This window comes from Nocardioides sp. NPDC047086 (genome assembly GCF_040643685.1).
Lineage (GTDB): Bacteria > Actinomycetota > Actinomycetes > Propionibacteriales > Nocardioidaceae > Nocardioides.
In genome coordinates this window covers 209,979-225,034 of the sequence record NZ_JBEYUV010000001.1, presented here as the reverse complement: position 1 = coordinate 225,034, position 15,056 = coordinate 209,979, and the positions used below count along the sequence as shown (strand labels likewise).

Here is a 15,056-nt window from a genome sequence, read left to right as displayed (position 1 = left end):
CCCGGGAGGTACGGCAGGGCCGACTCATCCAGGGACGGCCTCTCCCTGGCTGAGGCTCGTCTCCGGATCGATACTGGTCGGTGTGACCGACCGCAAGGCACTCGCCGACTTCCTCCGCCGACGTCGGGCGCTGATCCGCCCGGCCGACGTCGGCCTGCCCGAGGGCACCCGCCGGCGTACGCCCGGGCTCCGTCGCGAGGAGGTCGCGATGCTCGCCGGCGTGTCCACCGACCACTACACCCGGCTGGAGCAGGCCCGCGGGTCGGCGCCCTCGGAGTCGGTGGTCAACGCGGTCGCCCGCGCGCTGCAGTGCGACCTCGACGAGCGCGACCACCTCTTCTACCTGGCCGGGATGACCCCACCACCCCGTCGAGGCCACGTACGCCCCGGGCTCGTCGCTCTCGCCAACCGGCTCACCGACCTGCCCGTGATGATCTGCAACGACCTCGGCGAAGTGCTCTTCACCAACCCGATGGCCGACCTGCTGCTGGGACACCTGCGCGGCGGGAGGAAGACGGAGAACATGGTGTGGCGCTGGTTCACCGACCCGGATTTCCGGCAGATGCCCGAGGAGGACTGGGACCGGATCTCGGCCGTCCACGTCAGCGATCTGCGCGCGACCCACGCCCGTCGCGCCGGCCAACCCGACATCACCGGTCTCGTCGACGATCTGCTCGCCGCGAGCTCGGAGTTCCGCGGGCTCTGGGAGCGCCACGAGGTGGGCGTACGCCGTGCCGACCGGAAGACCTTCCTCCATCCCGAGGTCGGTACCGTCGAGGTGCGCTGCGAGGTGCTCTTCAGCGAGGGGCAGGAGATCCAGCTGGTCGCCTACTTCCCCGCCGAAGGCACCGACGCGGCCGAGAAGCTCGACCTGCTCCGGGTGATCGGCACCCAGGCCTTCTCCTAGGCCGCAGTTCCTAGGCCGCAACGGCAGAGCGCGGCGTGGCCATCACCGCTCTCAGGATCACGAATCGCAACAGCGTGGCGGTGGCGTTGGCGACGACGAGCACCACCAGCTCGGTCGGTCTGGCCGGCATCGGGATGGCCAGGTGGAGGAGCGCGAGGGAGCCCGACGTCAGCGCCAGCCCCAGCCCGAAGGCCAGCAGGCCGGCGACGTGGTGCTTGACCGCACCCCGCCGCGCGGTGATCCCGAAGGTCAGCCGGCGGTTGGCCGCGGTGTTGGCGACCGCGGTCACCAGGAGCGCGATCAGGTTGGCCGCCTGCGCTCCGACGGCGGTGCGCAGCAGGATGTAGAGCAGCAGGTACGCCAGCGTGCTCATCACCCCGACGGCGCCGAACCGGATCACCTGAGTCGCCAGGCTCGGGCTTCTGACGGGGCCCGGAGGACGTACGCCATTGAGGTCGATCCTGCCGCTGACCAGCCCGAACAGCAGTCTCCTGATCCCGGCCAGGTCCTCCTTGACCGTCTTCACGATGTCGACACGGGAGTCGGGGTCGTCGACCCAGTCCACCGGCACCTCGTGCACGCGCAGCCCGGCCTCGGAGGCGAGCACGAGCAGCTCGGTGTCGAAGAACCAGCTGTCGTCCTCGACCAGCGGGAGCAGCTTCTCGGCCACGTCGCGCCGGATCGCCTTGAAGCCGCACTGGGCGTCGGTGAACTCCGCGGAGAGGACCCCACGAAGCAGCAGGTTGTAGCCCTTGGACAGGACGTCCCGCTTCGGGCCCCGCTCGATCCGGCTGCCGCGGGCCAGCCGGGAGCCGATCGCGACATCGGAGTGGCCCGAGAGCAGCGGGGCGAGCAGGGGCGGCAGGGCTCGGAGGTCGGTGGAGAGATCGACGTCCATGTAGCCGACCACCTCCGCCTGCGACGTGGACCAGGCCGCCTTGAGCGCCCGCCCCCGGCCCTTCTGGTCCAGATGGATCGCCCGGACGCGCGTGATCTCGGTCGCGAGCCGCTCCGCGATCTGCCAGGTGCCGTCGGTGCTGGCGTTGTCGGCGATCGTGATCGTCGTGGAGTAGGGCAGGGTGCGCAGGTAGCCGTCGAGGTGGCGTACGGACGTCCCCAGGTTCTTCTCCTCGTTGTGGACCGGGATCACCAGGTCGATCGCCGTCAGCAGCCGCTTCTCGTCGAGGACCCACCCTCCGTCCGAGAGCTCCGTTCCCGCGGTCACGAGGCGTCCGCCGTCAGGTCGTAGACGGTGCTGCTGCCGATGGTGGTCTGGGTGAAGTTCTCCTCGACCCAGGCGCTGATCTCGGATGCGCTGGAGGTCTCGTCGCTGCCGCCTCTCATGCCGCCCATGCCGCCTCCGGCGATGAAGTAGTGGATCTCGCCGTCGGCGACGTACTCCTGGAACTGCTCGAGCGTGATGCTGTTCGAGGTGCCGTTGAAGCCACCGATCGCCATCACGGCCTCGCCGGTCTCGAGCTGGAGGCCGGCCGCGGTCTGGGAGCCGATCGTCGCGGCCACCCAGGTGTAGTTGCCGGCGTTGGTGCTCACCGCCTCGGCGAGCTCCTCGTCGACCTGGCCGCCGCCCATCATCCCGCCGCCGCGCATTCCTCCAGCGGGTCCGCCGGGCATGCCGCCGGGCATCTGGCCGGTCGGCGGGGTGCCGTTCTGGGTCTGAGCACCCGGGCCACCGCCAGCACCACCAGGACGACCACCGCCCATCCCGCCCATGCCGCCGCCCTCGTACGGACCGGCCGTAACGATCGAGCCGGTGTGGGCGGTGCCGATCGTCTGGATCGCGTACGCCGCAGGCCCGACCCCGAAGGTGACGGCTGCCACCCCGAGGACCGCGGCCGCCGCCCGGCGGGTGAGCCTGTCCGCGAAGACGAACCCGGCGGCGACCCCGAGGCCGATGATCAGGACGGGCCAGCGCAGTGCGTCGTACGGCTGTTCGCCGGACTGCCCGAGGAGCACCCAGCCCCAGATCGAGCTGCCGGCCATCGCGACGGCCAGGGTGATCCGGGCGAAGAGGCTGTCGCGGTCGCGCCACATGATCGCGGTGCCGACGACCGCGGTGATCGCGATCCACGGAGCCAGCGCGACGACGTAGTAGTCGTGGTAGATGCCCTCCATGAAGGAGAAGACCAAGCCGGTGACGAGCATGGTGGCGCCGCTGAAGATCAGCGCGGCGCGGGTCAGGTCGGTCCGGGGCGCCTTGCGCAGCGCGATGAGGCCGGTGACGAGGAAGAGCAGGGCCGCGGGGAGCAGCCAGGAGACCATGCCGCCGGAGACGCCCTGGAAGAGGCGCAGGATCCCGGCCGCGCTGGAGAAGCCCGCGTTGCCGAGGCCACCGTAGTCACCGCCGCTGAGCCGCCCGACGCCGTTGTAGCCGAGGGTCAGCTCGAGGAGAGAGTTGCCGGTCGAGCCGTCGATGTAGGGCCGCCAGGACTCCGGGATCAGCTCGACGATCGCGATGTACCAGCCGGCGCTCACGACCATGGCGACGAAGCAGGCCACGCCGTGCGCGAGCCTCTTCCCGAACGAGCCCTTGCCCGCGATCAGGTAGACGAGGGCGATGGCCGGAATCATCAGGAACGCCTGCAGCATCTTGGTGAGGAAGCCGAACCCGAGCAGCGCACCGGCCAGCACCATCCACCGGCCCTTGCCGGTCTCGATCGCCCTGAGCGTCGAGAACCCGGCGCCGACCAGCAGGAGGAGCAGCAGCGCGTCCGGGTTGTTGAACCGGAACATCAGCGCCGCCGCCGGCGTCAGCGCGGTGAACACCCCCGCCGCGATCCCCGCCTGCCACGGCGCGACCTTCTTGACGAGGCCGTGGACCAGGCCCACCGTGGCCACACCCATCAGCGCTTGCGGGACCAGGATGCTCCACGAGGACAGCCCGAAGAGGCGTACGGACAGGCCCATCACCCACAGCGACGCCGGCGGCTTGTCGACCGTGATCGAGCTGCTCGCGTCGAGCGCCCCGAAGAACCACGCCTTCCAGCTCTCGCCCCCGGCCTGCGCGGCCGCGGAGTAATACTGGTTGGCGTATCCCGACTCCGACAGCGTCCACAGGTACGCCACCGCCGTCAGGGCGAGCAAAATGATCAGGGACGCGCGCTCGGGTGTCGGACGCCATCGTGGTGTCTGTGTCGGCTCGGGTGCCGTTCTCGTCGTCGGTGGTTCGAGGAGTTGGGTCATACTCTCGAGGCTCGGGGGTTGGACTGTGGCGGGCTTACGGTCCGGCTGTGCTCGGGCTGTGTGCTGTGGTTCACAGGTGTTCACCCCGGTGGTCGAGCTTGTCGCGACCACCCCACCCCGCTCCCACCCCGCTGGTCGAGCCGCCGGAGCCGCTAGGCGGAGGCGTGTCGAGACCAACACGGTTCCTCGGCTGATCGAGTCTGCTGAGAACTCCCTGCCGGGACGTTTCGCCCGAGGGCTGGCCTGGGCCGCCGACCCTGTTTGGAGGGTCTTCTCGATCTGGTCCGGCGTCAAGGACGGCCTTCGGCCGCCGGCTTCGCCGGCCGCCTGCGGCGGTCCTGGACTCCGGACCAGATCGAGAAAAACTTGGCTGGCTATCGGGGCGGCGGCCCGGGTGTGGCGCAGCGCATTCTTCCTTGCGACGGGTGGTGTTGCAGGGGGTGGAAGGTGGCCCTTCGGGCCACTTACCATCCACAAGAACGATGCCGTTCGCTCACCGCGAAAACAGGGTTTGAACAGGGAAAATAGATGACAGAAGGCGTGGTTGAGGCGTAGAATCAGAGCCATCACAACACCTCACTGAGGGGAGGAAATGGCGATGAGTCTCGAACCCGAGATCAACCACTGGGGCACCAACCCCGGCGACCCGATCGAGGTCGAGTTGGCCGCCATCGAATCCTCCCTCGACCAACTCCTCACCCGGGACCCCCTCTATTGGCACACCGGGCAGAAGAAAGACTCGTTGAGACGGCTGGAGAAGCTCCAGGCCAAACTGGCCGCGGTGAAGCTCCAGGTCCTCGCCTCTGCCGGGGACATCGCCGAAGAGACCGGCGCCAAGGACGCCTCCGCCTGGATGCGGGCCGAGCTGCTGGTCGACAAGGGTGAGGCTCGCTCCCAACTCAAACTCGCGACCGGCGTGGCGAAGTACGAGCACGTGGCCGCTGGCCTGGCGCAGGGTGTTGTCTCCGAGGACAAGGCGCGGGTGATCGTTCGTGCGCTCGACAAGGTCGCATCCGACCCGGTCGCCAGTGCCGAGGACCTGGTGCTGGCCGAGAAGATGCTGGTCGACTACGCCACCGAGCTGACCGCGAAGCAGCTCAAGATCGCCGGACGCCGGATCCTGACCAAGATCGACCCGGCCCGGTTCGAGGCTGCCGAAGCCCAGGCCGTCCTGGCCGAGGAGGAACGGGCCCAGCAGAGGACCGCGTTGCGGGTGTGGGACAACCACGACGGCACCATCGGGTTCCAGGGTGTGGTGCCGACCTCGATCGGGATGCGGTTCAAACGACTCGTCGAGGCCTACGCCCAACCCCGCAAACAGCAGCTCGTCGGCAAGGGCAGCCCGTTGCCGCCGTGGGAACGACTCATGGGCCAAGGGTTCTCGCGGCTCCTGGAGACCATCGACCCCGCCGCCCTGCCCCGCCATGGCGGTGACGCCACCACGATCAACGTGGTGATCTCACTGGAGGAGCTCCGCAAGGACCTCGGGGTCGCCACCCTGGGCTATGACGAGACCAACGGCACCACGATCACCGCGGCCGAGGCGCGGCGGATGGCGTGCAACGCCACCATCATCCCCTGGGTCCTCGGTGGTGAGGGTGAGGTCCTAGACGTCGGCCGGGGCAGCCGGTTCTTCCAGCCGATCCAGCGCAAGGCGCTGCGGTTGCAGCAGAAGTGCTGCCAGGCCGAGGGGTGTGACATGCCCCCGGAGTGGTGCGACGCCCACCATCTCGACCCCTGGGCTGCTGGCGGGAAGACGGACCTGAAGGACGGGGCGTTGTTGTGCCCCCACCATCACCGCCTGGCGCATGCACCCGGCTACATCCACGAGCGACTACCGGATGGCACCATCCGGTTCACCCGCCGCTCTTAGACCGGCAGGGTCACGAGCTCATTCTGGCCGGTCATCGCCGTGCCCCCGTGTCCGCAGGTGTTTCCCCACCCGCGCGAACACCGCCGCCAAGTGGGGCGTCGGCTCGTGAGTCACCCAACTGAATCCGCCGCGCCACACCCTCGCCGTCGGCCCGATACAGGCGAAATCTTTCTCGATCAGGTGCCGGGTCAAGGATGGCCGCAGGCCACCGGCGAAGCCCGCCATCTCGACAAGCTCGATACATCGCCTTGACGCGGTGCGTGATCGAGAAACAATCGAAGCAAGGGTCGGCGGCGAACACCGACAACGAAACCACGGTCACCCCCGCGCGCCGCCCCGAAAGACCAAGGCTCAGCAGAGCTCACCCACCGAACCCAGCGGCCAGAAAGCAGGGCGCGACGCGCCGTACGTGTCCGAGATCACGTTCCCAGACACACCCAAAACAAGAACGCGTTCTAGTATTGAGCGTGAAACCCACGCTCGACCTCGTAACCACCTGGTGGAATGGATTCGGAGGGTTACACGACCCCCTTTAGGCTTGCCTTAGTACATCCACGGAAGGTTGAACTCCCTTATGCGTGACATCCGCGTTGCGATCGTCGGTGCCGGCCCGGCCGGCATCTACGCTGCCGACATCCTCACGAAGGAGCACCCTGGTGCGCGCGTCGACGTCATCGAGCGTCTGCCTGCCCCTTACGGCCTGGTTCGCTACGGCGTGGCTCCTGACCACCCGCGAATCAAGGAGATCATCAAGGCTCTGAAGCGCGTCCTGAACCAGGACAGCATCCGCTTCATCGGCAACGTCGACTTCGGCACCGACCTCAAGCTCGACGACCTGCACCGGTTCTACGACGCCGTCATCTTCGCCACCGGCGCGATGGCCGACCGCGAGCTCGACATCCCGGGGATCGACCTGCCCCAGTCCTACGGCGCGGCCGACTTCGTCAGCTGGTACGCCGGTCACCCCGACGTCTCCCGCGAGTGGCCCCTCGACGCCGAGGAGGTCGCTGTCCTCGGCGCCGGCAACGTCGCCCTCGACGTCGCCCGGATGCTGGCCAAGCCCGCCGACGAGCAGCTGGTCACCGAGATCTCCGACAACGTCTACCAGGGTCTGAAGAAGAACCCGGCCAAGACGGTCCACGTCTACGCCCGCCGCGGCCCCGCCCACATCAAGTTCAGCCCGATGGAGCTGCGCGAGCTCTCCCACTCCCCGTCGGTCGACGTCGTCGTCGAGGAGGAGGGCTTCGAGATCGACGAGGCCGGCGAGAAGGCGATCCAGAGCCACAAGGCGACCAAGCTGGTGGCCGACATCCTCCTGAAGTACATGGAGGCGCCCGCCGGCGACAAGCCGCACAAGATCGTCATCCACATGATGCAGAACCCCGTCGAGATCCTCGGCGAGGACGGTCGCGTGGTCGCGCTGCGCAGCGAGAAGACCGAATACAACGGCGACGGCACCGTCACCGGCACCGGTGAGTTCACCGACACCCCGGTCCAGGCCGTCTACCGCGCCGTCGGCTACCTCTCCGAGGCGCTCCCCGACGTGCCTTTCGACAGCGAGAACGGCGTCATCCCCAACGCCGGCGGCCGAGTGCTCGATCTCAACGGCGAGCACATCGACGGGACGTACGTCACCGGGTGGATCAAGCGCGGACCGGTCGGCCTCATCGGCCACACCAAGTCCGACGCCAAGGAGACCATCGACAACCTCCTCCACGACCTCGACAAGCTCAAGCCTGCCGAGCACGGCTCGCCCGCGGCAGTCCTCGAGCACCTGTCCGGCAAGGGTGTCGAGTTCACCACCATCGAGGGCTGGGAGCAGCTCGACAACCACGAGCGCTCCCTCGGCGAGGCCCAGGGCCGCGAGCGGATCAAGGTCGTCCCCCGCGACGAGATGATCCAGATCTCCAACAGTTGATCGATCCCGTACGCAGAGGGCCGGCCACCATGCGGTGGCCGGCCCTCTGCGATTTACCCGGGCACTGAGAACGGGTTGAAGACCTCGACCCCGGTCGACTCGAAGTCCTCGGTGTTGCGGGTCGAGACCGTGAGCCCGTGCTCGAGAGCGGTCGCGGCGAGCAGCGAGTCCACGGCCGGAAGGGGCCGCGAGGAGTTCAGCTCGCCCCAACGATCCGCCACACCTGCGGTCACCGGCAGAACCTGATCGTCGTACTGCTCGACGAGCCCTTCGATCCAGACCTTCAGGGCCTGCGCCGCGACCTCGTCGCCACGCGCCGCGAGGCGCGCGGCACCCGCACACAGCTCACCAACCGTCAACACCGAGAGGTGGACCTCGTCGGCGCCGAGACCGTTCACCCATTCGATGACGGCAGCGTCGGGACGCTTCTTCCGAAGCTCGGAGACCACGTTCGTGTCGATCAGTCCAGAGCCCCTCTCGCTCAAGTCGTCAACCAAAGGTTGACGAGGCGCAAGCGTCAACCTAGAGTTGACGCATGACGACTCCCCGCGATGCAGACCCTGCCCTCAAGGCCGTGCGCCTCGACACCCTGATCGACTCCATCAAGAAGGCTCGGACCGAGCCCCTGGACCAGCTGGCCGATGCGATGATGGTCGGTGAGCACCTGGGCGAGGTGGCCGACCATCTGATCGGGCACTTCGTGGACCAGGCCCGCCGCTCCGGCGCCTCCTGGACCGAGATCGGCACCCGGATGGGGGTGACGAAGCAGGCGGCCCAGAAGAAGTACGTCCCCAAGGCCGGCGACCAGTCGCTCGACCCGAACGCCGGGTTCGCGAAGTTCACCCCGCGTGCCCGCACGGTGGTCGTCGCCGCCCAGGCGGAGGCACGGAAGGCCGCGAACGCGGAGACCGGCGTACCGCACCTCGTGCTCGGCCTCCTCTCCGAGCCCGAAGGGGTCGCGGGCCACGCGATCCGGGCGCAGGGCGTGACCCTCGACAAGGTCCGCGAGGTGGCGACCGCCGCCACTCCGGAGCCCTACGGCGAGGTCGGAGAGATGATCCCGTTCACCGCCGACGCCAAGAAGGTGCTCGAGCTGACCTTCCGCGAAGCCCTGCGGCTCGAGCACTCCTACGTCGGCACCGAGCACATCCTGCTCGCCCTCCTCGAGCACGAGGACGGCGCCGGGATCCTCCATGAGGCCGGGATCGAGAAGGCAAGCACCGAGCAGAGCATCACGTCCATCCTCGCCTCGCTCGAGGTCGACTTCGACCCGGGTACCTTGATCTGAGGGACCCCTGGCACGAGCGAGCAGCGCGGGCCAGGGGCTTCGATACCTTCCGAGGACCTGGAGGTACCCCATGCCACGCTGTTTCGGCCGACTCGTCCTCGGCCTCGTCCTGGCCGTCGCCGCCCTCAACGTGCCTGCCGCCGTGACGGCGCCGCCGGCGGAGGCGGCCTGCCGGCCGACGCTCAAGTCGCTGACCTTCGCCAGGAGCACCGTGGCCGGAGGCTCGTCGACCACCGCCACGGTCCGGCTCAGCTGCCGGACTCCCAGGCGGACCACGGTGCGTCTGTGGGCCAGCACGGGCATCAGGGTCCCGGCGTACGTCTCTGTCGCGAGGGGCCGGAGCACGGTCCAGGTCACCGTCCGGACCTCGCCGACGACGGTCCGGAGCAGCGGCCGGGTCAAGGCCACCTATCGAGGCGTGGAACGCCGCGCGACGCTGGTCCGCGCGGTCACCCCGTGCTACCCGACGCCGGTGCCGACGGCCGTGGCGCTGCCCGCCTACGTCCACGCCGGACAGACGGCCAGCGGGACGGTGACGATGGACTGCGTCGCGAAGACCTCCCTGGCCGTGAGCCTCGCCTCGAGCTCGTCATGGGTCACCGTCCCGGGCACGGTCACGATCGCGGCCGGGCGGCGTACGGCGTCGTTCAAGGCCGTCACGAAGGGGCCGACGACCGGGTCGCTGCCTGCGTTCAACGCGACGGTCAGGGCGACCCGGAACCGGAAGAGCGCCACCCGGGTGATGCAGGTCCGGCCGGAGATCCGATCGTTCCGGCAGGGGGACCGGTTCACGGTGAACGAGCCGGTCCTGACGCCCGAGGGGACCGAGGGCTGGGTGCACGGAACCCTCCGGATCACCCTGGACCATCCGGCCCCGCCGGGCGGGCTCGACGTGAAGGGATCCTTCCTCCCCGAAGGCGAAACCGTGGCCGAGGTGGCGATCGGGTTCGACTCCTATCCGCCCGACTCCCGCGTGACCGACCACCTCGTGATCACGGACTCCGCCGGCAACGTCCTGATCCACGAGGAGTTCACCTACACCGTCCATCGGGCCCCGTGAGGGGGTCCCTGACGTGCCCGGGCAACACCCCTGTGGCCGAAGCACGCCAGGGACGTTTCAGGCCCCCACGGGCGCGAGGACGATGTCGAACCGCACCGTCGACCAGGTGCCATCGACAGCCCGGCCATCCGGCGTCGGCGTCCCGGCAGGCTGCTGCTCGAACGTCTTGATCAGGGACTCCTTGACCCCGAAGACGGTGTCCTTCCAGCCGATCGGGTCGCCCTCGGGGAAGATGTGCGTGACCAGGGTGCGGCAGCCCTCGTGGCTGACCATGAAGTGCAGGTGCGAGGCGCGCAGCGGCGACCGCCCGACCGCGGTCAGCATCTTGCCGACGGGACCGTCGTCGGGGATCGGGTACGGCGTGGGCGTCAGCCCCCAGAACCGGTAGCCGCCCTCGGCGTCGGTGAACAGGTGCGCCCGGGCCGCCCGCGAACCGGCGTCACGCTGGACGTCGTAGAGCCCGTCCTCGTCGGCCTCCCAGACCTCGATCCTGGCTCCGACCAGCGGTTTCCCGTCGGTGTCGGTGACCGTCCCGGCGACCCAGCACGGCTCGCCCGGAGCACCGAAGGCCATGTCTCCGCCCAGCTCGATCGCCGGGGAGTCCTCCACGAAGAAGGGTCCGAAGACCGTGGCCTCTGTCGCGTCGGCGTACGCCTCGTTGTTGATGTTGATCGTCTGCATCGAAGCACCGAGGGTGTCGGAGAGGAGGATGAACTCCTGGCGTACGTCGTCGGTGATGTGGCCGGCCTTCGTCAGGAAGTCGATGGCTTCGCCCCACTCCTCCTCGGTGAGGCGTACGTCGCGGATGAAGGCGTGCAGGTGACGGGTCAGCGAGACCATGACCTCCTTCAGGCGCGGGTCCTCGCAGGCGTCGAAGGACGCGACCACGGTGTCGACCAGGCTCTGCTCGACAGCCTGCTGCTGGGGTGAGATCTCGGTGGCCATCAGCTCTCCTCTCCCGCCCACGCCGCGGTCAGCAGCGCGGTCAGGTTCTGTTCGGTGACCGGGGTCGGGTTGTTGTCGGGGATCGCGGCCAGGATCGGCGCGACCGCCTTGGCGATGCCCTCCTCGGGCATGCCGTAGTCCTGGAGCGCCTTCGGCGCCGAGAGCGCCGTACGCAGCTCCGCCAGGCCCACCACCGCGCTCGGCGCCCCGAACGCCACGGCCATCCGCGCCTCCGCCTCCGGGGCGTTAGGCGCGTTGAAGGCGAGCACGTGCGGGAGCACGACCGCGTGGGTCTGGGCGTGCGGCAGGTTGAACATGCCACCCAGCACGTGGCAGATCTTGTGGTGCATCCCCGAGCCGGCGGAGGTGAACGAGACCGCTGCCAGGTAGGCGCCGTAGAGGGTCTGCTCGATCCCGTCGATGCTGGCGGAGTCGCTCGCGACCTTCGGCAGGCCTGCCGCGAGCCCCCGGATTCCCTCGGCCGCGTTGACCTGGTCGATGGGATCCACCCGCGGACCCCACATCGCGTCGACGCTGTGCGCGAGGGCGTTCAGGCCGCTGGCGACCGTCATCTCCCCGGGCAGCGTCCTCAGCAGCGCCGCGTCGTAGACGACCGAGCGCGGCAGGACGCGGGCGTCGACCCCGGTCGTCTTCGTCTCGCCCGAGGTCAGGCCCCAGACGTTGGTCGCCTCGGACCCGGCGTACGTCGTCGGGACCGCCACGATCGGCAGCCCCGTGGTGAGCGCGACCGCCTTGGCGAGGCCGGTGGTCGAGCCACCGCCGACGCACACCAGTGCGTCGACGGCGGACTCGGCCGCCCGCTCACGAGCCCGCTCGGCGACCTCGACCGGCACATGCATCACGACCTCGTCGTGGCGCAACGCGACCGGTACGTCGGCGGTCACCCGGGCGGCGAGCTCGGCCTCGCGCGCGCCGGCGATGACCATCACCCGCCGCGCGCCGAGCTCGTCGATCTCTGCTGCCACCGCGGCGGGCGCCTCGCCGGTGGCGAAACGGACCCGCTGCGGCAGCGACTCGTGCGTGAACTTCATCGATCCCCCCGCGCAGTCAACAGCGATCAGGCCTTGCCCAGCAGCGTCGCGACCGCCTCGCCCAGCGCAGCACCGGGGTCCTCGGGCAGCGACATGGCGCGCCAGGCGATGTGCTTGTCGGGACGTACCAGGATCGCGCCCGACTCCTCGACCTCACGGAGCTTGGCCCAGTCGAAGTAGAGGTCGGTGACCGCCCGGCCGGGGCCGATCACGACGGTCTGGAGCGGAATCCCGAACTGCGACCGCGCCGCGGCCGCCGCGTCCTCCCACGCCTCACCGGCGACGCCGGTGATCAGCGTCCACTGCGTGTAGGGGGCGAGGTCGAGCATCGCGTGCTTCTCGACGTTGTCCCCGACCCAGGCGTGCGGCAGGTGCGCGCCCGGCGAGGTCGACATCCGGTGGTAGAGGTCCTCGTCGTCGGTCGGCGCCGGCCGGGTGCCGTCGGAGACGATCGCGTCGGACTCGTAGAACTGGCCGAGCTCGACGCCGTGGGCGTTGAACTCGTAGTTCTTGCGCTCCATCGCGGTGACCAGCGCGGCGCGCTTGGCCGCGCCCTCGGGGGTGTTGGCCTTGCGCTCCTCGATGGCCTTGGCCATCTCCTCGCCCTCGAGACCGACGACACCGAGCGCCTCGAAGAGCTCGCCGAACTCCCGGGCGGACTGGTTGGCCCGGGTGACGATGCGCTTGGCGACCGGGGCGCGCTCGGTGGAGTAGGACTCCAGGAGCGACGGCTCGGCGTACCCCTGGAGCACCGCGGCGAGCTTCCAGGCCAGGTTGTAGGAGTCCTGGATCGAGGTGTTCGAGCCGAGCCCGTTCGACGGCGGGTGGCGGTGGATGGCGTCGCCGGCGCAGAAGACGCGGCCCTTCTGGGCGTGGGTCGCGTACATCTCGTTCACGCCCCACAGCGAGTAGCCGGTCACGTCCGGCTCCAGGTCGGGCATCCCGAGCAGGTCGCGGATGACCTTGACCGCGTACTCCTCGGTCAGCTCCGGCGGCGGCTGGTTGATGTCGTAGCCCCACACGATCAGCCACTCGTCCCAGGGGCGGACCATGCGGACCAGGCCGGTGCCGATGCCGCCGACGTTCGAGCCGGGCTGGATGACCCAGTAGAGGACCGAGGGGCGGTGGTCGACGAGCTCGGAGAGGTCGGCCTTGAAGGTGATGTTCATCGAGCCGGCGATGTCCATCGCACCCTCGAGCGGCAGGTCGATGTCGGCGCCGACCTGGGTGCGGGCGCCGTCGGCGCCGATGAGGAACTTCGACCGGATCTTGTACTCGTGGCCGGTCAGGCGGTCGCGGGCGATCGTGGTGACGCCGTCCTCGTCCTGGACGTGCGAAAGGTATTCGGTGGAGAACCGCGTCTGGGTGCCGCGCTCGGTCGCGTTGCGGACCAGGATCGGCTCCAGGTACGTCTGCGGGATGTCGACGGTCAGGCACGGGCTCGCCAGCTGGTAGTCGGCCTCCCGGTCGGGCCGGGTGCCCCAGGTGCGGATGCGGCCGATCTCCTCGCCGGCGATGCTCGTGCAGAAGACGGTGTCACCGACGAGCTCGTGCGGCGTCGCGTCGGCGAGCACCTGCTCCTCGATGCCCAGGTCGCGGAAGATCTCCATCGCGCGCTGGTTGGTGATGTGCGCCCGCGGGGTGTTCGCGGTCCAGCGGTACTTCGTGATCATGATGTTGTCGACACCGAGCTCGCTCAGGAAGAGCGCGGCGGACGCACCGGCCGGACCGGATCCCACGACGAGGACGTCGGTGGTCACGACATCCTCGGTCTCGGGGACCTCGGTCTCTTTCTGGCCGTCGTCGAAGACTGGCATGTTCCTCACCTTTCCGAGGCCACGGCGGGGTGTGGGATCGCAGCCTCGGACCGAGTCTTGCGGGCCGCTCGGGCCGCTTCAAAGGTGGGGTCGCCGGTTGGCGGAAATGCGTACGCGACTCAGCTCTCGAGCGGGAGCCACGCCTTGACCGCGGCGATGGTCGAGTCCGGCTTCCGGGCCCACTTGAAGTGGTCGATGCCGGGCTCGTCCAGGTGCACACGCGCGACCTCGAGGCCCGGCATCCGCCGGTGGATCTCGTCGACCGTCTCGCTGGGCGCCAGCCAGTCGCCCTCGATGGAGACGATCAGCGCAGGCTTCTCCAGGGCGCGCATCAGCGGGGTGACGTCGCGCGTCGGCATGCCGAGGCGGAGCCGGCCGGTGCGGGCGTACCGGGCCCATTCCTTCATCAGCGTGCGTGCCTCGCGGCCGGCGAACTTGAGCTGCTTGCCGGGGAAGTGGCCGACGACGCGGCCGATGAGGCCCATCGCCTGGCTGGCGACCAGGAAGCCCGGGCCGTAGTTGCGCCAGTAGGGCGTCTGCGAGGCGACGTAGACCAGGCCGGCGACCCGGTCGGGGTGAAGCGCGGCGTAGGCGCTGGCGGCCTGCCCACCGAGGCTGTGCCCGAGGACGTACGTCGCACCGGCCGCGGCCGGGATCAGCTCGCCGAGGCGGTCGACGGCGGCAGCGATGTCGTCGACCAGGTCGGCGTAGCCGAAGTCGTAGGCCCAGCCGGCGACGCGCCCGCCGAGTTCCTCGTGGCCACGCTGCTCCATCCGGCCGACGTTGATCCCGGCCTCCGCGAGGGCCACGATCAGCTTGTCGTAGTAGCCGGCCGGCATGCCCATCGCGGGCACGACCAGCAGGGTCGGCGCCTCGGGGGCCGCCGCACGGACCACCGTCAGCGTGAAGCTGGTGCCCTCGGCACGCTCGATGGCGTGGGCCTCGGGGGTGGTCGTGGGGGTGGAAGTCTCGGTCACCCGACCAATGTTACTCGT

General features: G+C 69.3%; 12 protein-coding genes. 5 read left to right on the top strand and 7 right to left on the bottom strand.

From position 1 onward, the window contains the following. The first annotated feature begins 82 nt into the window (after positions 1-82). Positions 83-907: a helix-turn-helix transcriptional regulator gene (locus tag ABZ796_RS01140; RefSeq protein WP_357333882.1), complete on the top strand. Its 825-nt coding sequence runs from the start codon at positions 83-85 to the stop codon at positions 905-907. 10 nt (positions 908-917) lie between these two features. Here ABZ796_RS01140 and ABZ796_RS01135 read toward each other — a convergent pair whose 3' ends face one another. Beyond that, positions 918-2,132, bottom strand: a complete 1,215-nt coding sequence (locus ABZ796_RS01135; protein ID WP_357333881.1) for a glycosyltransferase — start codon at positions 2,130-2,132, stop codon at positions 918-920. Continuing rightward, positions 2,129-4,009 carry a glycosyltransferase family 39 protein gene (locus ABZ796_RS01130; protein ID WP_357333880.1) on the bottom strand — a complete coding sequence of 627 codons (1,881 nt, stop codon included), beginning with the start codon at positions 4,007-4,009 and terminating at the stop codon, positions 2,129-2,131. Before ABZ796_RS01130 ends, ABZ796_RS01135 begins: the two co-directional genes overlap by 4 nt. Positions 4,010-4,706: 697 nt before the next feature. Between ABZ796_RS01130 and ABZ796_RS01125 the strand changes: the two genes are divergently transcribed. Then, on the top strand, positions 4,707-5,981 hold the full coding sequence (locus tag ABZ796_RS01125) for a DUF222 domain-containing protein (RefSeq protein ID WP_357333879.1): 1,275 nt from the start codon (positions 4,707-4,709) through the stop codon (positions 5,979-5,981). Positions 5,982-6,555: 574 nt separating this feature from the next. Next, positions 6,556-7,899 (top strand): FAD-dependent oxidoreductase, encoded by a 1,344-nt coding sequence (locus ABZ796_RS01120; protein ID WP_357333878.1) that lies wholly within the window; start codon positions 6,556-6,558, stop codon positions 7,897-7,899. Positions 7,900-7,952: 53 nt separating this feature from the next. Here ABZ796_RS01120 and ABZ796_RS01115 read toward each other — a convergent pair whose 3' ends face one another. Then, complete coding sequence (locus tag ABZ796_RS01115; RefSeq protein WP_357333876.1) at positions 7,953-8,384, bottom strand: type II toxin-antitoxin system VapC family toxin; 432 nt, start codon at positions 8,382-8,384, stop codon at positions 7,953-7,955. A 50-nt stretch (positions 8,385-8,434) separates the two neighbouring features. Between ABZ796_RS01115 and ABZ796_RS01110 the strand changes: the two genes are divergently transcribed. After that, positions 8,435-9,187, top strand: a complete 753-nt coding sequence (locus tag ABZ796_RS01110) for a Clp protease N-terminal domain-containing protein (RefSeq protein ID WP_357333874.1) — start codon at positions 8,435-8,437, stop codon at positions 9,185-9,187. A gap of 70 nt (positions 9,188-9,257) precedes the next feature. Next, positions 9,258-10,247 carry a hypothetical protein gene (locus ABZ796_RS01105; RefSeq protein WP_357333872.1) on the top strand — a complete coding sequence of 330 codons (990 nt, stop codon included), beginning with the start codon at positions 9,258-9,260 and terminating at the stop codon, positions 10,245-10,247. A 57-nt stretch (positions 10,248-10,304) separates the two neighbouring features. Here ABZ796_RS01105 and ABZ796_RS01100 read toward each other — a convergent pair whose 3' ends face one another. The 4 genes from ABZ796_RS01100 to ABZ796_RS01085 all read right to left on the bottom strand — a co-directional run bounded on the left by ABZ796_RS01100 (position 10,305) and on the right by ABZ796_RS01085 (position 15,038). After that, positions 10,305-11,192, bottom strand: coding sequence for a dioxygenase (locus tag ABZ796_RS01100; RefSeq protein ID WP_357333870.1), 888 nt, complete (start codon positions 11,190-11,192; stop codon positions 10,305-10,307). Next, complete coding sequence (locus ABZ796_RS01095; protein ID WP_357333868.1) at positions 11,192-12,244, bottom strand: maleylacetate reductase; 1,053 nt, start codon at positions 12,242-12,244, stop codon at positions 11,192-11,194. Before ABZ796_RS01095 ends, ABZ796_RS01100 begins: the two co-directional genes overlap by 1 nt. A gap of 26 nt (positions 12,245-12,270) precedes the next feature. Beyond that, the gene (locus ABZ796_RS01090) at positions 12,271-14,061 is read right to left on the bottom strand and encodes an FAD-dependent monooxygenase (protein ID WP_357333866.1); all 1,791 of its coding nucleotides are present in this window, start codon (positions 14,059-14,061) and stop codon (positions 12,271-12,273) included. 119 nt (positions 14,062-14,180) lie between these two features. Beyond that, complete coding sequence (locus ABZ796_RS01085) at positions 14,181-15,038, bottom strand: alpha/beta fold hydrolase (protein ID WP_357333864.1); 858 nt, start codon at positions 15,036-15,038, stop codon at positions 14,181-14,183. Positions 15,039-15,056 lie beyond the last annotated feature (18 nt).

Bases quoted from the DNA above. Each gene is read 5' to 3' on its own strand.
- ABZ796_RS01090 (WP_357333866.1), bottom strand. From the start codon at position 14,061: ATGCCAGTCTTCGACGACGGCCAGAAAGAGACCGAGGTCCCCGAGACC.
- ABZ796_RS01100 (WP_357333870.1), bottom strand. From the start codon at position 11,192: ATGGCCACCGAGATCTCACCCCAGCAGCAGGCTGTCGAGCAGAGCCTG.
- ABZ796_RS01125 (WP_357333879.1), top strand. From the start codon at position 4,707: ATGAGTCTCGAACCCGAGATCAACCACTGGGGCACCAACCCCGGCGAC.
- ABZ796_RS01105 (WP_357333872.1), top strand. From the start codon at position 9,258: ATGCCACGCTGTTTCGGCCGACTCGTCCTCGGCCTCGTCCTGGCCGTC.
- ABZ796_RS01095 (WP_357333868.1), bottom strand. From the start codon at position 12,244: ATGAAGTTCACGCACGAGTCGCTGCCGCAGCGGGTCCGTTTCGCCACC.
- ABZ796_RS01120 (WP_357333878.1), top strand. From the start codon at position 6,556: ATGCGTGACATCCGCGTTGCGATCGTCGGTGCCGGCCCGGCCGGCATC.
- ABZ796_RS01110 (WP_357333874.1), top strand. From the start codon at position 8,435: ATGACGACTCCCCGCGATGCAGACCCTGCCCTCAAGGCCGTGCGCCTC.